The organism is Tabrizicola sp. (assembly GCF_022842145.1).
Classification (GTDB): domain Bacteria; phylum Pseudomonadota; class Alphaproteobacteria; order Rhodobacterales; family Rhodobacteraceae; genus Tabrizicola.
The window spans coordinates 24,368-44,132 of sequence record NZ_JALHQD010000008.1; the positions used below are offsets into that span (position 1 = coordinate 24,368).

24 protein-coding genes and 1 tRNA gene are annotated in these 19,765 nt (G+C 65.4%); 9 read left to right on the forward strand and 16 right to left on the reverse strand.

The window, feature by feature from the left end; all coding sequences use genetic code 11:
• Nucleotides 1-12: 12 nt before the first annotated feature.
• The 8 genes from Q0C42_RS16980 to Q0C42_RS17015 form a co-directional block, all read right to left on the reverse strand.
• Nucleotides 13-1,092 carry a 2'-deoxycytidine 5'-triphosphate deaminase gene (locus Q0C42_RS16980; RefSeq protein ID WP_295078624.1) on the reverse strand — a complete coding sequence of 360 codons (1,080 nt, stop codon included), beginning with the start codon at nt 1,090-1,092 and terminating at the stop codon, nt 13-15.
• Nucleotides 1,093-1,159: 67 nt separating this feature from the next.
• Nucleotides 1,160-1,237, reverse strand: a tRNA-Pro gene (locus tag Q0C42_RS16985).
• A gap of 60 nt (nt 1,238-1,297) precedes the next feature.
• Nucleotides 1,298-1,951, reverse strand: coding sequence for a MerR family transcriptional regulator (locus Q0C42_RS16990; RefSeq protein WP_295078627.1), 654 nt, complete (start codon nt 1,949-1,951; stop codon nt 1,298-1,300).
• A gap of 9 nt (nt 1,952-1,960) precedes the next feature.
• Nucleotides 1,961-2,263: an integration host factor subunit alpha gene (gene ihfA, locus Q0C42_RS16995; RefSeq protein WP_295078630.1), complete on the reverse strand. Its 303-nt coding sequence runs from the start codon at nt 2,261-2,263 to the stop codon at nt 1,961-1,963.
• 90 nt (nt 2,264-2,353) lie between these two features.
• A complete protein-coding gene (locus tag Q0C42_RS17000) occupies nt 2,354-3,325 on the reverse strand; it encodes a beta-ketoacyl-ACP synthase III (protein WP_295078633.1) in 972 nt (323 codons plus the stop codon).
• Nucleotides 3,322-4,458, reverse strand: a complete 1,137-nt coding sequence (gene plsX / locus Q0C42_RS17005) for a phosphate acyltransferase PlsX (protein ID WP_295078636.1) — start codon at nt 4,456-4,458, stop codon at nt 3,322-3,324. Before plsX ends, Q0C42_RS17000 begins: the two co-directional genes overlap by 4 nt.
• A 24-nt stretch (nt 4,459-4,482) precedes the next feature.
• Nucleotides 4,483-4,689: a 50S ribosomal protein L32 gene (gene rpmF / locus Q0C42_RS17010; RefSeq protein WP_295078639.1), complete on the reverse strand. Its 207-nt coding sequence runs from the start codon at nt 4,687-4,689 to the stop codon at nt 4,483-4,485.
• A gap of 181 nt (nt 4,690-4,870) precedes the next feature.
• A complete protein-coding gene (locus Q0C42_RS17015; protein WP_295078642.1) occupies nt 4,871-5,446 on the reverse strand; it encodes a YceD family protein in 576 nt (191 codons plus the stop codon).
• Between the two features lie 143 nt (nt 5,447-5,589).
• On the opposite strand from Q0C42_RS17015, the gene Q0C42_RS17020 reads away from it, so the two are divergent.
• A complete protein-coding gene (locus Q0C42_RS17020; RefSeq protein WP_295078644.1) occupies nt 5,590-6,078 on the forward strand; it encodes an outer membrane protein assembly factor BamE in 489 nt (162 codons plus the stop codon).
• A gap of 3 nt (nt 6,079-6,081) precedes the next feature.
• Here the strand turns inward: Q0C42_RS17020 and msrB are convergent, their stop codons facing one another.
• The gene (gene msrB / locus Q0C42_RS17025; RefSeq protein ID WP_295078646.1) at nt 6,082-6,474 is read right to left on the reverse strand and encodes a peptide-methionine (R)-S-oxide reductase MsrB; all 393 of its coding nucleotides are present in this window, start codon (nt 6,472-6,474) and stop codon (nt 6,082-6,084) included.
• A gap of 52 nt (nt 6,475-6,526) precedes the next feature.
• Here msrB and Q0C42_RS17030 point away from each other — a divergent pair, with 52 nt between their 5' ends.
• Nucleotides 6,527-7,252, forward strand: coding sequence for a GNAT family N-acyltransferase (locus Q0C42_RS17030; RefSeq protein ID WP_295078650.1), 726 nt, complete (start codon nt 6,527-6,529; stop codon nt 7,250-7,252).
• A 90-nt stretch (nt 7,253-7,342) separates the two neighbouring features.
• Here the strand turns inward: Q0C42_RS17030 and Q0C42_RS17035 are convergent, their stop codons facing one another.
• The 5 genes from Q0C42_RS17035 to Q0C42_RS17055 all read right to left on the reverse strand — a co-directional run bounded on the left by Q0C42_RS17035 (nt 7,343) and on the right by Q0C42_RS17055 (nt 11,531).
• Entirely contained in the window at nt 7,343-7,879 is a 537-nt protein-coding gene (locus tag Q0C42_RS17035; protein WP_295078652.1) for a DUF4157 domain-containing protein, read from the reverse strand.
• 494 nt (nt 7,880-8,373) lie between these two features.
• Nucleotides 8,374-9,354, reverse strand: a complete 981-nt coding sequence (locus Q0C42_RS17040; RefSeq protein WP_295078655.1) for a methyltetrahydrofolate cobalamin methyltransferase — start codon at nt 9,352-9,354, stop codon at nt 8,374-8,376.
• Nucleotides 9,355-9,369: 15 nt separating this feature from the next.
• Complete coding sequence (locus tag Q0C42_RS17045; protein WP_295078658.1) at nt 9,370-10,287, reverse strand: methylenetetrahydrofolate reductase; 918 nt, start codon at nt 10,285-10,287, stop codon at nt 9,370-9,372.
• A 43-nt stretch (nt 10,288-10,330) separates the two neighbouring features.
• On the reverse strand, nt 10,331-10,633 hold the full coding sequence (locus Q0C42_RS17050; protein ID WP_295079209.1) for a virulence factor: 303 nt from the start codon (nt 10,631-10,633) through the stop codon (nt 10,331-10,333).
• A 220-nt stretch (nt 10,634-10,853) separates the two neighbouring features.
• Nucleotides 10,854-11,531: an outer membrane beta-barrel protein gene (locus Q0C42_RS17055; RefSeq protein WP_295078661.1), complete on the reverse strand. Its 678-nt coding sequence runs from the start codon at nt 11,529-11,531 to the stop codon at nt 10,854-10,856.
• Between the two features lie 185 nt (nt 11,532-11,716).
• On the opposite strand from Q0C42_RS17055, the gene Q0C42_RS17060 reads away from it, so the two are divergent.
• Both Q0C42_RS17060 and Q0C42_RS17065 read left to right on the forward strand, forming a co-directional pair.
• Nucleotides 11,717-12,871, forward strand: coding sequence for a Ppx/GppA phosphatase family protein (locus Q0C42_RS17060; RefSeq protein ID WP_295078664.1), 1,155 nt, complete (start codon nt 11,717-11,719; stop codon nt 12,869-12,871).
• Nucleotides 12,868-13,650: an RlmE family RNA methyltransferase gene (locus tag Q0C42_RS17065; protein WP_295078666.1), complete on the forward strand. Its 783-nt coding sequence runs from the start codon at nt 12,868-12,870 to the stop codon at nt 13,648-13,650. The genes Q0C42_RS17060 and Q0C42_RS17065 overlap by 4 nt, the downstream gene beginning before the upstream one ends.
• A gap of 120 nt (nt 13,651-13,770) precedes the next feature.
• Here Q0C42_RS17065 and Q0C42_RS17070 read toward each other — a convergent pair whose 3' ends face one another.
• Nucleotides 13,771-14,340, reverse strand: a complete 570-nt coding sequence (locus tag Q0C42_RS17070; protein WP_295078669.1) for a DUF882 domain-containing protein — start codon at nt 14,338-14,340, stop codon at nt 13,771-13,773.
• Between the two features lie 49 nt (nt 14,341-14,389).
• On the opposite strand from Q0C42_RS17070, the gene Q0C42_RS17075 reads away from it, so the two are divergent.
• Genes Q0C42_RS17075 through Q0C42_RS17095 form a run of 5 tightly spaced genes read left to right on the forward strand, consistent with a single transcriptional unit; the run spans nt 14,390 to nt 18,858 of the window.
• A complete protein-coding gene (locus Q0C42_RS17075) occupies nt 14,390-14,665 on the forward strand; it encodes a hypothetical protein (RefSeq protein WP_295078672.1) in 276 nt (91 codons plus the stop codon).
• On the forward strand, nt 14,666-16,273 hold the full coding sequence (locus Q0C42_RS17080) for a L,D-transpeptidase family protein (RefSeq protein WP_295078675.1): 1,608 nt from the start codon (nt 14,666-14,668) through the stop codon (nt 16,271-16,273).
• Between the two features lie 27 nt (nt 16,274-16,300).
• On the forward strand, nt 16,301-17,389 hold the full coding sequence (gene lpxD / locus Q0C42_RS17085; RefSeq protein ID WP_295078678.1) for a UDP-3-O-(3-hydroxymyristoyl)glucosamine N-acyltransferase: 1,089 nt from the start codon (nt 16,301-16,303) through the stop codon (nt 17,387-17,389).
• Between the two features lie 3 nt (nt 17,390-17,392).
• Nucleotides 17,393-17,665 carry an acyl carrier protein gene (locus tag Q0C42_RS17090; RefSeq protein ID WP_295078681.1) on the forward strand — a complete coding sequence of 91 codons (273 nt, stop codon included), beginning with the start codon at nt 17,393-17,395 and terminating at the stop codon, nt 17,663-17,665.
• Nucleotides 17,662-18,858, forward strand: coding sequence for a beta-ketoacyl synthase (locus Q0C42_RS17095; RefSeq protein WP_295078684.1), 1,197 nt, complete (start codon nt 17,662-17,664; stop codon nt 18,856-18,858). Before Q0C42_RS17090 ends, Q0C42_RS17095 begins: the two co-directional genes overlap by 4 nt.
• Nucleotides 18,859-18,911: 53 nt before the next feature.
• On the opposite strand, the gene Q0C42_RS17100 is transcribed toward Q0C42_RS17095, so the two are convergent.
• On the reverse strand, nt 18,912-19,634 hold the full coding sequence (locus tag Q0C42_RS17100) for an invasion associated locus B family protein (RefSeq protein ID WP_295078687.1): 723 nt from the start codon (nt 19,632-19,634) through the stop codon (nt 18,912-18,914).
• Nucleotides 19,635-19,765 lie beyond the last annotated feature (131 nt).

Sequence of the window (19,765 nt, forward strand, 5' to 3'; positions counted from 1 at the left end):
ACGAAAGCGGTGTCAGGTCGTCCGGAATTGCTTGGCGAGCTTCAGTCCCTGGCCCTGATAGTTCGAGGCGATGCCGGCGCCGTACAACGTCTCGGGCCGTTCGGACATGCGTTCATAGACAAGTCGCCCGACGATCTGGCCGTGTTCCAGAACGAAGGGCGCTTCGTGGCAGCGGACTTCCAGAACGCCGCGTGATCCCGCCCCACCGGCGGCGGCGTGGCCGAAGCCGGGGTCGAAGAAGCCGGCGTAATGCACCCGGAATTCGCCGACCATCGCGAGATAAGGCGCCATTTCGGCAGCGTAGTCGGGAGGGATCGTCACCGCCTCGCGGCTGACGAGGATGTAGAAAGCGCCGGGGTCCAGGATGATGCGGCCGTCGGTGGCATGCAGCTCCTCCCAGAAGTCGGCGGCCGGGTAGTGGCCGATCCGGTCAAGGTCCACGACGCCGGTATGCGGCTTGGCGCGGTAGCCGACCAGCGTGCCTTCTGCGGGCTTGAGGTCGACCGAGAAGCCGAGACCTTCGGAGATGACCGCCTCACCCGAAACCAGCGGGTCGGTGGCATGGAGTGCGGCAAGTTCGGTATCGGACAGGACCGCCTGGCCCTGGCGAAAGCGGATCTGGTTCAGCCGCTGGCCTTCGCGGACGAGGACGGAAAAGCTGCGCGGGCAGACTTCGGCGTAAAGCGGGCCGTGGTAGCCTTCGGGAATGCGGTCGAATTCGGTGCCGCCGTCGGTGATGGTGCGGGTCAATAGGTCCAGCCGACCAGAAGAGCTTTTGGCGTTGGCGACTGCGGTGACGCCCGGCGGCAGCGCCAGGTGTTCGGCCAGGGGAATCAGATAGACGCAGTTCTTTTCCAGCACTGCGCCTTCGCCCAGGTTCACCTTGTGCATGGTGAATTCGTCCAGACGGTCCTGCACCGTGCGGCCATTCCCCGCCAGGAACGAGGCACGGACGCGGTAGGCCACGGGGCCAAGGCGCAGGTCAAGGCTTGCGGGCTGGATCTGGTCGCCGCGGATTGCGGGCTGGGCCGAAAGCGCGCCCTGGGCAATGAGCTGGCGCAGGGCCTGTGCGGGCAGCACTCCGGATGTCATCGCGGTCCCCCAAACGCCAGATATAAAACCGCCCGCCATGCCGGTTGGCAGGCGGGCGGGTTTTCGATGGTCGGGCCGGAGAGATTCGAACTCTCGACCTCCCGCCCCCCAGACGGACGCGCTAACCAGGCTGCGCTACGGCCCGACACGGGGCGATACATACCCGTATTCCGGGCCGGTGCAAGCAGGAAAGCACATCGGCTTATCAGCTGCGTCCGCCTTCGGCCCGGGATGCAACCTGAAGCCGGAGTGTGGCCAGCCGACGGGCCAAGGCGGTGATTTCCGACCGATGGGTTTTCAGACTTCCTGCGGGCAATGCCCTGATGAGGCTGGCAAATGTCGCATCATCCCGAAGCGAGGGTTTCCGCGGCGTCGTTGGCGCAGGGAGCGGCGGCGGCGTCGTTCGCGCCAGGGCAGGTGGGGTGTCAAACAGCGGCAGACCGCTTTCAACGGGTGGTGCCTGCCAGGGGGTAGCGGTTTCGGGGTCCGGTTCGTCGTCGATGGCGATGAAGCCGGCCTCTCCCACGTCTTCCGGCAAATCCGGCTCGGTACGAAGGGGGACCGGCACGACCGTATCGGTGCTGACCGAATCGTCCGAGAGCCCCGCCACCTGCCGCACGCCCTGATCCCGCAGGATCTTCTGCACGCCACGGATCGTCAGGCCTTCGTCATGCAAAAGCCGTTTGATCCCGGTCAGCAGCGCCACGTCCGAGGGGCGGTAATAGCGCCGCCCTCCGGCCCGCTTCACCGGCTTGATCTGCGGAAAGCGGCTTTCCCAGAAACGCAGGACATGCGCTGGGGTGTCCAGGCTTTCAGCAACCTCGCTGATGGTGCGGAAGGCGTCGGGCGACTTGTCCATGCGCCGCCCTTAGCGCTTTTTCCCGGCCGCCACGCGGTCCTTCATCAGGTGCGATGGGCGGAAGGTCAGGACCCGGCGGGGAGAGATCGGAACTTCCTCGCCCGTCTTTGGGTTGCGGCCGACCCGGGCGGTCTTGGACCGGACCGAAAAAGTGCCGAAGGACGAGATCTTCACCGTCTCGCCCTGGGACAGGGCATCCGACATGTGTTGCAGCACCGCTTCGACGAGATTGGCAGATTCGTTTCGGCTGAGACCGACTTCGCGAAACACCGCTTCGCTGAGGTCCATCCGGGTCAGGGTCTTCTCGCTCATCTCGTCCCCCACGAGTTGTTATCGGGCGAGGATGGGCCGGATGGATTTACGAGTCAATATCAAGCACTTGGGAAGCGGCGTTAAAGGCGCTTACCAGCGGAGTACCACCGAGCCCCAGGCCAGGCCGCCGCCGATCGCCTCGGTCACCACAAGATCGCCGGTCTTGATCTGGCCGCGGGCCTTGCCGACGGACAATGCCAGCGGAATCGAGGCGGCGGAGGTGTTGCCGTGGTCCTGCACGGTGACGACGACCCGTTCCATCGGGACCTGCATGCGTTTCGCAGTGCCTTCGATGATGCGGATATTGGCCTGGTGGGGCACGATCCAGTCGACGTCTTCGGGTGTGAGGCCGGCCTTGTCCAGCGCGGTGTGCGCAGTTTCGGCAAGCTTTTCAATGGCATGGCGGAAGACTTCCTTGCCTTCCATCACCAGGTGACCCGTGGTCCCGGTCGAGGTGCCGCCGTCGACGTAAAGGATGTCCTTGTAGCGCCCGTCCGAGTTGAGGTCGGTCGCGAGAATGCCGCGGTCGGCCGTGGTGCCGGTGCCTTCGGTCGCTTCCAGCACCAGCGCACCAGCCCCGTCGCCAAAAAGGACGCAGGTGCCGCGGTCCTTCCAGTTCATCAGGCGGCTGAAGGTCTCGGCCCCGATGACGAGGACGCGGGTGGCCTGTCCGGAGAGGATCAGGGCGTTCGCGTTGGCCAGCGCGTAGACGAATCCTGCGCAGACCGCCTGGACGTCGAAGGCGTAACCCCGGGTCATGCCGAGTGCGTGCTGCACCATCGTGGCGACCGAAGGGAAAGTCAGGTCGGGGGTGGAGGTGGCGACGATGATCGTGTCGATCTGGTCGGCCTGAAGGCCCGCGTCGGCCAGCGCGGCTGTGGCGGCGCGCGTGGCCAGGTCGCTGGTCAGCTGGCCCTCGGCCGCGAAGTGGCGGCGTTCGATCCCCGAGCGGGAGCGGATCCATTCATCGGACGTCTCGACGATGGCCTCGAATTCAGAGTTCGGGACGACACGGTCGGGCAGGTAGTGCCCGACGCCCCTGACTGTGGCGCGTATCGTCATTCGGAAGGATTGCCTCCGGTCCCTGGGCCCGCGTCTTGACGGTCGGCCCCCATTTGCGCGGCATCCTGCCCCGCGGCTTCGGCGGATGCAACCCGCGCTGCGAGGCGTTCCAGAAAACCGCCCTGCGCCAGTTGGTAGGCCAGGCCGATGGCGGCCGCGACTCCGGTGGCATCGGCCGAGCCATGCGACTTGACCACGGTGCCGTTGAGGCCAAGGAACACCCCGCCGTTCACCCGGCGCGGGTCGATGCGCATCTGCAGCCGTTTCAGCGCGCCCCGGGCCAGGAGCGCCCCCAGCTTGGCAAGCAGGGTCGAGGTCAGGGTCTGCTTCAGAAGATCGCCCACCAGCCGGGCCGTGCCCTCGATTGCCTTCAGGGCCACGTTACCGGTAAATCCGTCGGTGACGATCACGTCGACGCGGTCGGACAGGATGTCGGTACCTTCGACAAAGCCGACGTAATCGAAGCTGCCGGCTTCGGCGCTGCGCCCCATCAGGGCGTGGGCCTCGTGCAGCTCGGCGCGGCCTTTGTGTTCCTCGGTCCCGACGTTCAGGAGCCCGACGCGGGGCCGCGAAATGGCAAGGCCGTTGCGGGCATAAGAGGAGCCCATGAAGGCATATTGCAAGAGGTCGGCCGGATCGGCCTTCACGTCGGCGCCCATGTCCAGCATGACGTTCATCTTGCCGGGCGTGGGGGTCGGGAAGAGGCTGGCGATGGCGGGACGGTTCAACCCGGGCAGCTTGCGCAGCCGCAGCATCGACACCGCCATCAGCGCGCCGGTATTGCCGCAGGACACGGCGGCCGCGGCTTCGCCGTCCTTCACCGCGTCGATGGTCGAGAACATCGAGGTGCCCTGGCCGTGGCGCATCACCTGGGCGGGCTTGTCTTCCATCTTCACCACACGCTCGGCATGGCGCAGGGTGATGCGGGAGGCGACGTCCGGATGTCGTGCCAGCAATGGGCGCAACGCGGATTCGTCACCGTGCAGGATCGCGTCCATCCGGGGATGCTGGATCAGCGAATCGACAAGACCGGCAACGACTGCTGCCGGCCCGCGGTCGCCACCCATCGCATCAACGGAAATGACTACGCGCGCATTCACCGGGGCAGGTGCAGACTCGGGTCCGAGTGCCATCGGGACGCGCGTGGGAAGCGCGGCTTACGCCGCGTCCTCGTCGATATCCACTTCACGGGCCATCGAGACGACTTCACGCGAATCGTAGTGGCCGCAAGCGCTGCACACGTGGTGCGGACGCTTCAGCTCGCCACAGTTCGGGCAATCGTTCGGGTTCGCGGCAACCAGCGCGTCGTGTGCGCGGCGCATGTTGCGCTTGGATTTCGTGGTGCGGTTCTGCGGGACAGCCATGTCTCAACCTTTGGGCAGTGGGGACATGCCCCGATTTCCTTTGCGATTCAGCACCTTCCCGCAACATAAGGCAATACGGGACGGATGCTGCTTCACAGCTTGAATGAGGCGCGGAACATACTCGGATTCCGGGGCGGCGCAAGCCCCTTTTCGCGGACGCAGCAGGAGGTCTGGGTGGGCATCACGCCTCCCCCTCCGGCCCAGAATTTCCCTTGGCTTTCAACTGTTCCGCCAGACCCTGCAGGGCCGAGAACGGCTTGACGTCGTCGTCGGACAGCGGGGTGACATCCTCGCCTGCATGAAGCGCCTGGGCGAACTCTACCCCCGGGGCGCGGGGATACAGCGGCAGGGCCAGCGCAAGGGCCTCGGCGGCGATCGCAGGCAGGTCGATCATCTCGGGCATGGCCTCGACCGTGTCGTCTTCGGGCATCTCGGCTTCGTCGCCCTCGGGCGTCTTGAAGTCCGCGACATAGCGCCGACGGACGGTTTCATCGATTCTGGATGGAACCGGCACAAGGCTTACGCTGCAGGGCTGATCGGCGCGGGCGGTCAAGCGGGCCTCCAGCACCAGTTCGTCCCGACCCGAGGGTCGGATCTCTCCGGTCAACTCCAGTGCCGGCAGGGCCAGCAGGCCCAGTTCCTCGGCCAAGGCCTTCCGCTCCTCGGCCTCGGGGCGGTAGCTGAACCGGGTGGGCTTGCGCGGGCTGAGACCGCCGGTGCGGAACCGTGTGGGGCGGGGTTGGGCTGCTTCGGTCATGGTCGGGACTTTCGCGGGGCCGTCCCCGAGGGGTCCGGCGTTCCATTCTTGAACAAGGGGCTCATAGTCTGTTATCCGGAATGCCAAGGGTTTTGAAGAACCCGTATCGGCAGAGAGCGTTCCAGCGGGGCATGAGGGCAGGCATGGCAGATTTCCGGATGGCGCGGTCGGTCCTTTCGACAAGTCGGGCTGCGCGCAAGGGCTGGCTGATGCTGGCCCTGGTGGCATCGGTGGCGGCCTGCTCGCCGGTCATCCGAAATCATGGCTATGTGCCGACCGAGCAGGAACTGGCACTTGTCGAGATCGGCACCGACACGCGCGAAACCGTCGGGGAGAAGATCGGCCGTCCGACGACGTCCGGCCTTCTGAACGACGTCGGCTGGTTCTACGTGCAAAGCCAGTATCGCCATTTCGGCCCGCGCGCCCCGCAGGAGATCCAGCGACAAGTGCTGGCGGTGACCTTCAACGAGGCCGGAACTGTCGAGAACATCGCCAGCTACGGCCTGGACGACGGCAAGGTCGTCCAGATCTCGCGACGGGTGACCGAGCCGAACGTCAAGGGCCTTTCGTTCATCCAGCAGCTTCTGGGCAGCTTCGGTCGGCTTCAGGCGGGCGATCTTCTGGGCGAGTGACGTCTAGTCTTCCGGCTCGAAGGTCAGCGCGACGCCGTTGATGCAATAGCGCAGGCCGGTGGGGGCCGGGCCGTCGGGAAAGACGTGACCAAGATGCGCTTCGCAGCGGTTGCAGTGCACCTCGGTCCGGCGCATGAACCAGCTGTTGTCGGACTTTTCGCCCACCATTTCGGGATCGAGCGGGGCATAGAAGCTGGGCCAGCCGGTGCCGCTGTCGAACTTGGTCTCTTGGTCGAAGAGCGGCGCGCCGCAGCAGATGCAGCGGAAGGTGCCGGGGTCCTTCGGGAAGTTGTCATGCGTGAAAGCGCGTTCGGTCGAGTGTTTGCGGGTCACCTTGAAGGCGAGTTCCGAAAGCTGGGCCTGCCACTCGGCATCTGACTTGACGATCTTGGACATGGAAGTCTCCTTTGGTGTTAATCTAGGGGCTGCAGCCGCGGGAGGAAAGGGCGTGGAGCCACTTCGGAGGGGCGGGCTGGTGGCGAGGCTGGCCGAGGGGCGAGCCGATATGGGCCGGGTCATGGCGCTGCGGCGGGCCGCGTTTCCGCGGCGGGCAGGCAGCGAGGAGGATGCGCAGGACGCGCTCTCGGCTCATGTGATGGTCGAAGGCGAGGCCGGTCTGCTGGGCTATTTCCGGGTCATGCTGTTCGGCTGGGGCGCGGGCCTGGCGCAGGGCTATGCCGCCCGGTTCTACGATGTGGGGCCGTTGTCGGGCTATGCGCGGCCCATCGCGGAGATGGGCCGGTTCTGCGTGGCGCCGGGGGGGGTGCATCCGGACGTGCTGCGCCTGGCCTGGGGGGCGATGACGCGGCTGGTGGACGAGGGGCAGGCGGGGCTTCTGGTGGGGTGCTCCAGCTTTCGCGGTGCCGGGTGGGAAGCGCACCGGGCGGGGCTTTCCTTGCTGGCGGCCGAGTTCGTGGGGCCGGCGGAGCATCTGCCGGGGCGGAGGGCTGCGGAGGTGGTGGACTATCCGGTGCTTGCCGGTCCCGTCACGGACCGCAGAGCCGCGCTGGCCGGGCTGCCGCCGCTGTTGCGGACCTATCTGGGGATGGGGGGCTGGGTCAGCGATCACGCCGTGGTGGACCGGGAACTGGACACGCTGCATGTCTTCACCTGCGTCGAGGTGGAGCGGATTCCGCCAGCCCGCGCGGCGAGCCTGCGGGCCGTGGCGGGGTAGCTGCCCCCGGAGGGCGGAACGTCGGACGTGCGCAACTTCAATGGATTGCAGGTGGTTGTTCATGTGGCGTCCAGCGCGCCTCGGCGGGCGTCAGCCGCCGCCGTTTGTCGCCTTCACCGCGTCGCCGATGGCATAGGCCTCGGCCTCGACCGCCTGATGGTCGCGGACATACCTTTGGGCAAAACCGACAAGACCCCAGCGGCGGAACTGCTCGATGTGCTTCACCTCATGCGCCCAGAGCGCGACGTTGTTTTCGGCGTCCGAGGGATGTGCGAAGATGATGGTGTCGATGATGGCCACCGCAGTCGCGTCGCCGTAGCGCATCGAAAGGGACTGGAGCGTTGCGTCCTCGGTCACGCCGGTGCGGTATTCGATGCTGTCCAGAAGATCGGCGGGATACCAGGCAAGGAGGGACTGGCGGATATGCATTGGCATCGGGTGCGTGCCGGCGGCCCAGGCGGCGTCACGCGACTGGACGAGCGCGTTCACAAGCGCGGCCGCGGCGAGGTTCAGGCTGGCTTCCAGTGCAGCGCGCCCGGTCGCCTCCAACGGGTAGGGCAGGCCAGTCCCCTGCGCCAGCGCGGGCGTCGTGAGAAGGCAGAGGCTGGTGATCAGGCGGCGCAACATGGGGGAAAGGTGCCAAGGGCGGGACGTCGGTGCAACGGGGGAAAGCCTAGGGTGCCGGAAAGGTGAGCCGGGGGCGGGCGGCTGGCATGAGGAGCGCGTGCCGCGCGAAGTCCCTTTGTCTCGCGATTTTGCGTGAAGGACGCAAAATCGCTCGGGGTGCCTCCGGCGGGGATATTTGGAAACAGGTGAATGGGTTGGGCGGGCTTCCTGTCAGGCCTCCTGGTAGTCAGGCGCGAACTTGATCAGGAGAAGTCCGCAGATCAGCAGCAAGACACCAAAGTAAAAGGAACATATGGATATCTGCTGCCACAACGACCGCGGGTCGGCACGGCCGTTTGCCCGGCCTAAGACTTGATCCGATTGAGGTGGTCTTCGAAGTCCGCGTTGGACATATGGCGCCCGATCCGTGCTCAGCGAAAGCCTGGCGGATCGGGCGGCGTCGTTTCAAGGATGAGGGGAGGGATCTCCGTTCATCCAGTTGGAGCGGTTTGTGCTTATGCCCGACCTTTGCGACCGCCACGACGGCCGGCGCTGGCCTGGCTTGCTGCAGCCGAGGCCTCGGCGAAGGTCATGCCGCCTTCGACGGCTTCCAGCACCTTGGCGAAGCGAATCCATTCGCCGCCGTTCGGGTCATGGTTCATCAGGAAGTTGGCGGCGCGGATCGCCTCCATTTCCTGCTGACGGACCGGGTTCATGATCGCGCTGGTCATGCCCGCGCCGATGGCCATCGGCAGGAAGGCGCCGTTGATGCCGTGGCGGTGGGGCAGGCCGAAGCTGATGTTGGACGCGCCGCAGGTGGTGTTCACGCCAAGCTCGTCGCGGAGGCGGCGGACGAGGGTGAAGACCTGCTGACCGGCAGACCCCATCGCACCGACCGGCATGACCAGCGGGTCGACCACGATGTCATGCGCGGGGATGCCGAAATCGGCGGCGCGTTCGACGATCTTCTTGGCGACGGCAAAGCGGACGTCCGGGTCTTCGGAGATGCCGGTGTCGTCGTTCGAGATGGCAACGACGGGGACATTGTACTTCTTGACCAAGGGCAGGACGAGTTCGAGGCGGTGCTCCTCGCCGGTGACCGAGTTCAGGAGCGGGCGGCCTTCGCAGGCCATCAGGCCCGACTCAAGCGCGCCGGGAACCGACGAGTCGATGCAGAGCGGTACGTCGACGGTCTGCTGGATGATCTCGATCAGGGCCTTCATCAAGGGCGGCTCGACGAAGTTGTTGTCGGCGTAGCGCGGGTCGGTGGCCATCTTGTTGGTGAAGACGGCGCCCGAATTCACGTCAAGAACCGTGGCCCCGCAGGCGACCTGTTCGAGCGCGTCCCTGATGACGGTCTCGAAGTTGCCGGCTTCCAGTTCAGCCGCCAGCTTCTTGCGCCCGGTCGGGTTGATCCGTTCGCCGATCACGCAGAAGGGTTCGTCAAAGCCGATGATGACGGTTTTCGTTTTGGATTCAATGACAGTACGGGTCATTCTTGAAGCTTTCTCTTACGCGGAGGCTGAGGCGGGAACGCCCGAGGCGCCGCCGTTTTCGGTGACCCACTGGGCATTGGTCTTGATGCCGCCGAGGGGGAAGAAGTGGACCTGTTCGATGCCGAAACCGGGGTTCGCGGCCTTGTGGGCGGCCAGGCCTTCCAGGATCTCGGTCGGCTCGTAGGGCAGAAGGAGTTTGGTCACATCCATCGCGCGCTTTTGCAGGACGCGGAGGCTGGGGCCGACACCGCAAGCGATGGCGAACTTGATCAAGGTCTGCAGCTTGGCGGGACCGGCGATGCCGATGTGGACGGGAAGCTTCACGCCCTCGGCCTGGAGGCGGTTGACCCAGTCGATGACGGGCTGGGCCTCGAAGCAGAACTGGGTGGCCATCGCCATCTGGGCGTCGGTGCGCTCCATGAAGGCGGACTTCCAGCGGGCGGCTTCCATGACCATGCGGTCCGAGCCATCGGGATCGATGTCCTTGTTGCCCTCGGGGTGGCCGGCGACGTGGAGGCGCTTGAAGCCGGTGAAGGCCCCGGATTCCAGAAGCTGCATCGAGGTGGCGAAATCGCCGACCGGCTGGGCGACGCCACCGGCGAGGAGGAGGCCCTGGCTGACGCCGACATCCTGGTAGGCCGCGACCCAGCTTTGCAGCGTGGCCTTGTCCTTGATGATGCGGGCGGGGAAGTGGGGCATGACGTCGAAGCCCTCGGCCCCGATGCGTTTTGCCGTGGCGACCATGTCCTCGATCGGCGTGCCGTCGATGTGGGCGATGTAGACGCGGGTGCCGGTCGGCAGCAGGTCACGGAAGCTTTCCACCTTTTCGGCGGTGCGCGGCATCACCTCGATCGAGTAGCCCTTGAGGAAGGGTTCCAGCGAGCCGGTCGCGGGGGCGGTGTCTTCCTTGCGGCGGAAATTGAACAGGGCCATCACGGTCTCCTTGAGAGTGGAAGGCGGAGGGAGGGTCATGAAGTCAGGCCTTGGCCCAGCCTTCGGCGTCGATCAGCAGTTTGAGGCGGGCAGTGTCGAACTCGGCTTCCAGCTTTGCGGCATAATCGGAGGCGATGGTGTCGGGCTCGCCGTCCAGATCGGCGACCACCATCTTGCGCCATTCGGCAAGATAGGCGTCCGCGTCCTTGGCACCGATCTTCATGGCGCAGCGGTCGATGGCCTGTTCGAAACGTTCGGTCAACTGGACCTTGGAGCCTTTGCGGCCCTTGCCGACGATGACCTGGGCCGGGATGTCGCGCCAGTAGACGATGGTGACTTCGGCCATGATGCGGTGATTCCCCTTGGCTGTGCTGACCCTGTTGATATGCGCCGTTCCACGACAGCCGGTGTCGGTTTTCGACATGGCGAGGCAAAGGAGCGACGTGCCCGGACCGGCCGGGACGGCGGCAGGCTACCGGAGGCGACCAAGCGAGGCCAGCGGCAGCGGCTTGAGAAGTTCTCAAGGTAAGGATGAGCCTGGTTCATCATCGCGGGGACGGCAGGGGTCACCAGCGGTAGTTCACGCCGATCTGCATCAGGCCGAACTCGATGCTGGTGTCGGTTCCCTCGACGTGGCGTTCCAGAGCGATATTGCCGAGGTCGGTAAAGTCATAACCAGCAGTCAACGAGATTTGCCCGGTAATCTTGCGTTCCAAGCCGACTCCGAGAGTCCAGCCCACCAAGGTGTCGCTGTTAACGACCGTCTGTCGGTTACCGCTGGTACCGGCGACGTCCGCCTGGGTAACGCCTCCTGCGGCGTAAACCATGGTCTTGCCAAGGTCGAGACCGGCACGTCCGCGCAGCGACACGAGGTTGCTGATCAAAGTGTCGCACTGAAAGCAGGTATACCAAATGTCGGACTGCGGCTGTGCAGCAATCTCCCCGTTGGAAACGCCAAGGACGGCCCCGAAAATCAGTCGCCCGATCTGCCAGTCACGTCCAAGGCTCAACGTTGACAGTGTGCCAGACCATTCGTCGGGGATCAGAAAAAGCTCGAACTCGCTGACGCGCCAGGTGTTGTCCCCGGTCGGTCTGGCGGCGGATAGGCCGACGTAGTAGCCCGACCAGTCGGTCGTTTGGACCGGAGTGGCGGTCTGGATCGGTTCGGCGAAGACTGCGGATGTCCCGAGAAGGACGGCGGCCAGAAAGCCGCCTGCCACGGTGGGCCCTGCTGTGATTTTCATGACTGCCTCGACGTTTTTTCCAACGATAGGCGTCACTTGCGGCGGGCGTCAACGCGGAGGGCAGGCTGGCCGGGCCAAGACCTTGGTATCAGGCAGGAATGCAACAGCCAAAGTCCCGGCCGCCGCGCTTGTCAGGGCGGGAAAAGCCGTCTACCCTTGAGGGTAACCACAGATGGAGGGCGGTCATGACGCCCGAGCGTCCCCGTAGGGCGGACGCGACAGCTGCGACGGTCGAGACGCCCCAGGATGCGAAGGTGGCCGTTTCCCGCGTGACTGAGCCGTCAGCCCTGCCAAATCCCGGGCCTGCGCCGCTTTATGCGGCGCTGGATCTGGGCACGAACAGTTGCCGGATGCTGATTGCCCAGCCCTTGGGCAGTCAGTTTTCGATCATCGACAGCTTCTCGAAATCGGTGCAGCTTGGCGTGGGGCTGGAAGCCTCGGGCCGGTTGTCGCGGGCCTCGATGGGGCGGACGATCCAGGCGCTGCGGATCTGCGAAAAGAAGATCGAGAAGCACGGCGTGCAGCGGATGCGGCTGGTGGCGACCGAGGCCTGCAGGCGGGCGCGCAACGCGAAGGACTTCATCCGTCAGGTGCGGCGCGAGACCGGACTGGCGCTGGAGATCATCGCGCCCGAAGAAGAGGCGCGGCTTGCGGTCATCTCTTGCGCCCCGCTGGTCAACCCGTCGACCGAGCAGCTTCTGGTGGTCGATATCGGTGGCGGATCGACCGAGCTTGTGTGGATCGACCTGAGCGCCGTTGCCCCGACAGATCGACCACGTGCGATCATGCGGCTGCACATGGGGTTCAATGCGCAGGGCGAGGGCGCAGTGGCGCGGGTGGTGGACTGGATTTCGGTGCCACTCGGTGTGGCGACGCTGAAGGATCAGTTCATCGATGTCGACGATGATGCGGCCCGGTTCGCGCTGATGAGTTGGTTCTTCGAAGAGAACCTGGCCAGTTTCAGTCCGTACAACGCCGAAAATCCTCGGGAAGGGTTCCAGATCGTCGGGACCTCGGGCACGGTGACGACGGTGGCGGCAAGCTTCCTGAACCTCAAACGCTATGACCGGACCAAGGTCGACGGGTTGCAGATGACCAGCGACCAGATCGACCTGGTGATCCGGGAGTACCTGTCCCTGGGGCCGGAAGGACGGCGGACCGACCCGCGGATCGGTCGCGACCGCCACGCGCTGATCATGTCCGGCTCGGCCATTCTGCAAGCGTTGATGCGCATCTGGCCCACGGACCGCTTGTCGGTCGCCGACCGTGGGCTTAGGGAGGGGCTTCTTTACGCGCAGATGAGCGCGGATGGCGTGCTGGAAGACGGGCCCTACACATGAACGAAAAGCCGACATCAGGTAAGGCCACATCGGGACGCGGTCAGCGCGAGCTGCGGGTGCGCGTCAAGACGGCGAAGGGGCGCAAGCTTTCCTCGACGCTTTGGCTGGAGCGGCAGCTGAACGATCCTTACGTGATACGGGCGAAGAAAGAAGGCTATCGGGGCCGCGCGGCCTACAAGATCCTGGAGCTGGACGACAAGTATGGCTTCCTGAAACCGGGTGCCCGGGTCGTGGACCTGGGGTGCGCGCCGGGGGGTTGGTGTCAGGTTGCGGCGTTGCGGGTCAACGCGCTTGGGCAGAACCCGAAAAAGCCCGTCGGCTATGTGCTGGGCGTGGACCTGCAGGAGGTCGAGGCGATCTCGGGCGCCGAGATCCACCAGCTGGATTTCCTGGCCGATGGCGCGGACGAGATGGTGAAGGGCTGGCTGGGCGGTCGGGCCGATGTGGTCATGTCCGACATGGCGGCCTCTGCTTCAGGGCACAAGTCGACGGATCACTTGCGGATCGTGGCCCTGGTCGAGGCGGCGCTGGCCTTTGCCTTCGACGTTCTGGAAGATGACGGGACCTTTGTCGCCAAGGTGCTGGCGGGCGGGGCCGAGAATCAGATGCAGACGATGCTGAAAAAGAACTTCAAGAAGGTGGCGAATGTGAAGCCTCTGGCCAGCCGGGCCGACAGTTCCGAGAAGTTCGTCGTCGCGATGGGGTTCCGTGGCCGTCAGGTCGAGGGCGGCGAAGGGCAGGACGATCAGGATGATCCGGATGCCGGTCCGCTGGGCTGATCTTCCTTTTCCCTCCCCAAGCGGGCGAGGGGCTTCGGACGGCAAGCAGAGGAGCGGACCCGTTAAAATGCAAACGAAAAAGGCGCCCGAAGGCGCCTGTTTTCATCGGGGACTGCGGGTTCAGCCGCCCCAGCTGCGGACCGGGCCGCAATCCATGTGCACGAAGTTCGAGCGTGAATACTTGCCGACGCCGCCAGACGCGCAGGCCGCTGCGGCCTTGGCCATCTGCCCGACCGAGCGGGATTGCAGACGCAGATCGGCCGCCTGACCCACCATATGCAGCGAGTTCTTGGCAACGCCCCGCGATTTCGACCGAAGCATCGCGTTGGTCTTCGGGCAGCGATAGCCGGACAGAAGCATGTAGGGTTCGGACACGTCCATCAGCCGATGTGCCGCCGCCATGATATCGATGGTGCGCAGGTCCATCTTCATGCTGTCGTTCGAGCGCCAGTCGCGCATGAAGTAATTGATTTCTTTCACGACTTCCGGAATGTACTCGCCCTCGATCCAGTAGATCGTGTCGACCGCTTCGCCGGTGCGACCGGAATACATGCGGATGCGGCGGATGTCGCCAGCACCTTTGAGAACCCCGAATGCATTGGTGTAGGTCGGTGCGGCGATCATGGCCGTCGCCGCGAAGGCACCAAGAAGGCCGCGCCGCGAGACGCCGATAAGCTTGTTGTCCGTCATTCTAACGCCTGTCCCCGTGCTGTCTTCGACTGCCGTTTCCGCAGCTCTCGTGCAACTTCTTCCCCAAGTGCAGGGATCTTATTGCACAAGTCGAATCGAAGCCCAAGCGCCGATTGACTGCGGTGCCGACAGCTCAACCTCCATCGGCAAATATTTGCTGAACGCCGTAAAAATCTTGCCGATGTGGTGGATCTGCATCGTTTTTGCCACGGACTGTTTACGAAAAAGCGACAGTTCAGCGATCGGCGGGTTTGTGATTGGACAGGGTTTGCAGATCAGCGAAAAGATGCCAGAAAGAGCTCAAGTATCTGGAATTGAGGGTTGAATGCGCTTTGACGTCCCGCTGAAGCTGTCGCGCCGCTCGCTGTATTTGACCCTGTCCCTTGTGCTGACGCCGGTGCTTGCGCCGATGGCCGATGCACAGACCACGGCTTTCACGCAATCGCTGGCGGCAAGTGCCTCGACCGACGAGGCGATTGCCGAATGGTACCGCGGCACGGGCTACGACACCCTGTGGACAGGTGCCGACGATGTGGCGCGGCGCGGGGCGCTTGTTGCCGCGCTGGCGACGGCGAAGGACCACGGCTTGCCGACCCCGCGCTACGATGTCGGCTCGCTTGAGGCGGCGCTGAGGAGTGCGGAAACCGAAGGCGACCGGGGCCGGGTGGAAGTCGAGATGACGCGGGCCTACCTGGCCTGGGCGCGGGACCTGACCTCGGGCGTGCTGGACCCCAAGGCGATCGATGCGGGTATCGTGCGCGAGATCAACCGGATCGAACCTGCGGTCCTGTTGACGCGGATGGCCAACGGCGATCCCGAGGCGGTGCTGGACTGGCTGCTTCCGAAGGCGCCGCAGTACATGCAGCTGATGAAGGCCAAGCTTGGGCTGGAAGCGCAGATCGCGGCGGGCGGCTGGGGTACGACGGTTCCGGCGACAGCACTGGCTTTTGGGGACACGGGGCCGGCGGTGATCGCGCTGCGCGACCGGCTGGTGCGGATGGGCTACCTCGCGCCGACGGCGGTGGCGAGCTATGACCGGGCGATGCAGGCGGCGGTGACGGCCTTCCAGCTGAACCACGGCCTGACCGCAGATGGCACGGCCGGCGAGGGTACGGTTGCCGAGATCAATATCGGCCCGGAAGAACGCCTGCGGTCCGTCGTGGTGGCGATGGAGCGGGAGCGGTGGATGCACTTCGACCGCTCGGTCAAGCATATCTGGGTGAACCTGCCCGACTTCCGCGCGCGGATCATGGAGGACGGCAAGACCGTGTTCGAGACGCGCGTGGTGATCGGCAAGAACGTCCCCGACCAGCGCAGCCCCGAGTTTTCCGACGAGATGGAGCATATGGTGATCAACCCCTCCTGGGGGGTGCCGCGGTCGATCATCGTCAAGGAATACCTGCCGCTTCTGCAGCGCAACCCGAACGCGGTCAGCCATATCCAGGTGATCGACGGGCGGGGGCGGGTGGTGTCGCGCGGCTCGGTCAATTTTGCGGCCTACAGTGCGCGGTCTTTTCCCTTCGGCATGCGTCAGCCGCCGTCGGACGGGAACGCTCTGGGGAAGGTGAAGTTCATGTTCCCGAACGTGCACAACATCTATCTGCACGACACTCCGTCCAAGTCATTGTTCGACAAGGAGGTTCGCGCCTATAGCCACGGTTGCATCCGGGTTGCGGACCCCTTTGCCCTGGCACATGAGCTTCTGTCCTGGCAGACCGACGATGCCGAGGCCGAGTTCAACGCGGCGCTGGAAACCGGCAAGGAAACCACGGTGAAGCTGAAGCAGCATCTGCCGGTGCACCTGGTCTATTTCACCGCATATCCGGATGCGAAGGGCCGCATGACCTATCGCCGTGACGTCTATGGGCGGGATGCGGCGCTGTGGCAGGCGCTGTCGGACGCCGGGGTGGAACTGCCAGGCGTTCAGGGGTAAGTCTGGGGCGGAACAGCCGAGGACGACATGGCCCACAGGATCGGGGATATCGCGCGCGCGCTTGGGGCCGAGGCGGAAGGCGACCTTGACCTTGAGGTCACGGGCGCGTCCGAGCCGCAAGCCGCGGGGCCGGACCAGTTGGCGCTGGCGATGGACCCGAGGTATGCGGACGGGATCGGCAAGGGCCGGGCCCGTGCCGCCATCGTCTGGCCGGGGGCTGACTGGCGCGGAATGGGGTTGAAGGCCGCGATCTTCGCTCCGCGCGGACGACTGGCGATGGCCGGGCTGACGCGGTTGATGGACCCGGGGCCGGCGATTGCGGCAGGCGTGCATCCGATGGCGCTGGTCGACCCCACCGCCCAGATCGGCGCGGGGGCAGCGGTCGGACCCTTCGTGGTGATCGGCGCGGGGGTCCGCATCGGTCCCGGCGCGCGGATTGCCAGCCACGTGACGATTGCCGAAGGGGCCCGGATCGGGGCCGAACCGCTGATCCTGCAAGGCGCGCGGATCGGGGCGCGGGTCACCATCGGCGACCGCTTCATCTGCCAGCCCGGTGCGGTGATCGGAGCAGACGGATTCAGCTTTGTGACGCCCGAGAAGTCGGGGGTCGAGGAGATCCGCGAGACCTTGGGCAGCCGCGCCGAGATCAAGGACCAGACCTGGACCCGGATCCATTCACTGGGCGCCGTAACCATCGGCCATGACGTCGAAATCGGCGCAAACGTCTGCATCGACCGGGGCACGATCCGGGACACGCAGATCGGGTCGGGAACCAAGCTGGATAACCTTGTCCACATCGGCCACAACGTGCAGATCGGCCAGGATTGCCTGCTGTGCGGCCAGGTCGGCATCGCAGGCTCGGCCCGGATCGGTGACCGGGTGGTGCTGGCCGGACAATGCGGGGTCAACGACAACATCTTCGTCGGCAATGACGTCATTGCAGGTGGGGCCACGAAGATCTTCACCAACGCCCCGGCAGGGCGGGTGTTGCTGGGTTATCCTGCGGTCAAGATGGAGACCCATGTCGAAATCCAGAAGGCGTTGCGCCGGCTGCCGCGTCTTGCCTCTCGGGTCGCAGGGCTGGAAAAGGGTCGCTCCGGGACCGGAGAAGACTAGGCGATGGCGGAACGTGACGAGATCGAGCAGGCGGTGATCGCGATCCTGGCGCGGCAGCTGCTGTTGCCGCCCGAGGAAATCGCACGGGACGCGCTGATCGATGATCTGGGACTGGATTCTCTGGGCAAGGTCGAGGCCATCTTTGCACTGGAAGAGCAGTTCGACATCGCGATCCCGTTCAATGCCAACGAGCCGGACCAGCCGGACTTTGACTTTACCAGCGTGTTCAACATCGTGCAGGGCGTCGAGCGCCTGATCGCTGCGCAGACGGCATGAGGCGGGTTGTCGTCACCGGCATCGGCACGGTGAATGCCTTGGCCGCGGACGTTGCCGGAACATTTCGCGCCTTCCGTGAGGGACGCTGCGGGATCGGCCCGCTGGGATTTCGCGATGCGGACCGTCTGACGGTGCGGATCGGCGCAGAGGTGCGGGACTGGCGGCCCGAGGATCACTTCGCGTCGAACGAGTTGCCGCTTCTGGACCGGGTGGCGCAATACGCGCTGGTGGCTGGGGCCGAAGCGATGGCGATGGCGGGGCTGCCGCCCGGTCTGGGTCCCCGCGGTGGGGTGATCCTGGGCACGGCGGCGGGCGGTATCCAGACCTGGGAAGACAGCTATCGCGCGGTCTTTGCCGAAGGAAAGAACCGCGTCTCGCCGCTGGTGGTGCCCCGCTTGATGCACAACGCCCCGGCTTCGCACCTGTCCATCCTGCACGGGCTGACCGGGCCGGTCTTCGCGGTGTCGTCGGCCTGTGCCAGCGCCAATCATGCGATGGGCCTGGCCATGCAGCAGATCCGGTCGGGGGTTGCGGATGTGATGCTGACCGGCGGGGCAGAGGCGATGCTGTGCTTTGGGGGCGTGAAGGCCTGGGAAGGGCTGCGGGTGCTGGCGCCGGATGCGTGCCGGCCGTTCAGCCTGGGTCGCAAGGGCATGGTGATCGGTGACGGGGCCGGGGTGCTGGTGTTCGAAGCCGAGGAGCATGCGCGCGCCAGGGGGGCGCGGGTTCTGGCCGAGGTGGCGGGCTTCGGCATGACGGCGGACGCGGGCGACATTGTGGCACCCAGTGCGGAGGGAGCGGCGCGGGCGATGCGGGCGGCTCTGGCGGATGCGGGGATGGGGGCTGGAGAGATCGGCTACATAAATGCGCATGGCACGGGGACGCTTGCCAACGACCGGGCCGAGACGGCGGCAATCCGGGCGGTATTCGGCGCGGCCCTGCCTCCTGTGTCATCGACCAAGGCGATGCATGGCCATGCGATCGGGGCAACCGGCGCGCTGGAGGCTTTGGCTTGCGTGCTGGCGCTGACGGAAGCGGTGCTGCCGCCGACGGTCGGATATCTCGCCCCCGATCCGGACTGCGCGCTGGACGTGGTGCCGAACCTTGCCCGAGCGGCCTCGGTCTCGGCCGTCCTGTCCAACGCCTTTGCCTTTGGCGGCCTGAACGCGGTCCTGGCCTTTCGCCAAGCCTGAATGCAGTCGGGCCGGCCCCGAGGGACCGGCCCGATATTCACAACCTGGCAGGGTCAGTCGTTCGCCGCGCCTTCGGCCGGTGCTGCCTCTGCCGGTGCAGCTTCGGTAGCAGCCGCTGCGGCCGGGGCCGCCGTCTGCGCTGCCGCGTCCGCGGCGTCGTTGGCGGCCGTCACCGCGTCGTAGCCAGCCGTGAAGCCCTTGAGCGATAGGGTCAGTTCAACCTTTTCGTTAGGTGCCACGAAGGGGACGATGGTGATCTTCGCACTTCCGCCGGCCTTCATGGCGGTAATCTCTTCGGCCGTGAAGCCGATCCGCGCGACGCATCCGATCGGGGCGCAGAAGGTGAAGGGATAGACCTTGCCCTTGGTCGCGTCGATCTGGAGCGACATCCCGGCGGGCAGAAGGGTTTCCAGCGGCGCGATGAAGGTCGCTCCGGCAACGGCGGGGCCTTCCGAGCCTTTGGGCAGGTTGAACATGGTGAACTCGGCGACCGAGTTGCCCTCCTGGTCCTTCAGGAGGAGGTAGAGTTGGCAAGGATCGACGCCGGATTCGGTGCGGACGCACTTCTGTTCCCAGGCTTCGAAGTTTGCGGCGGTGTAGGTGCTGCCCGGCCCGTCGGCGGCGCCGACCTCCTGTCCCATCGCCAGGTTCTCGGCGGTGGCGCCATCTGCGGGGGCGGCCTCTTCGGTCGCGGGGGCCGCTTCCGTCTGGGCCATCAGCGGAGTGGCTGCCAGCGCCAGGATAAGGGCCAACGCGGTGCTCGTGGTCTTTGCCATCTTCGACATGTCCTTTGGTCGGTCGATCTTTGGCTGGGTCTCTAGCATGGGGTGCTGGGCAAGTCAGGTGAGAAAAACGTGTCCGGCGCGGTTCTGCCCGCAGCGGGCCGAAAAATGAAAAAGGGCCGGAA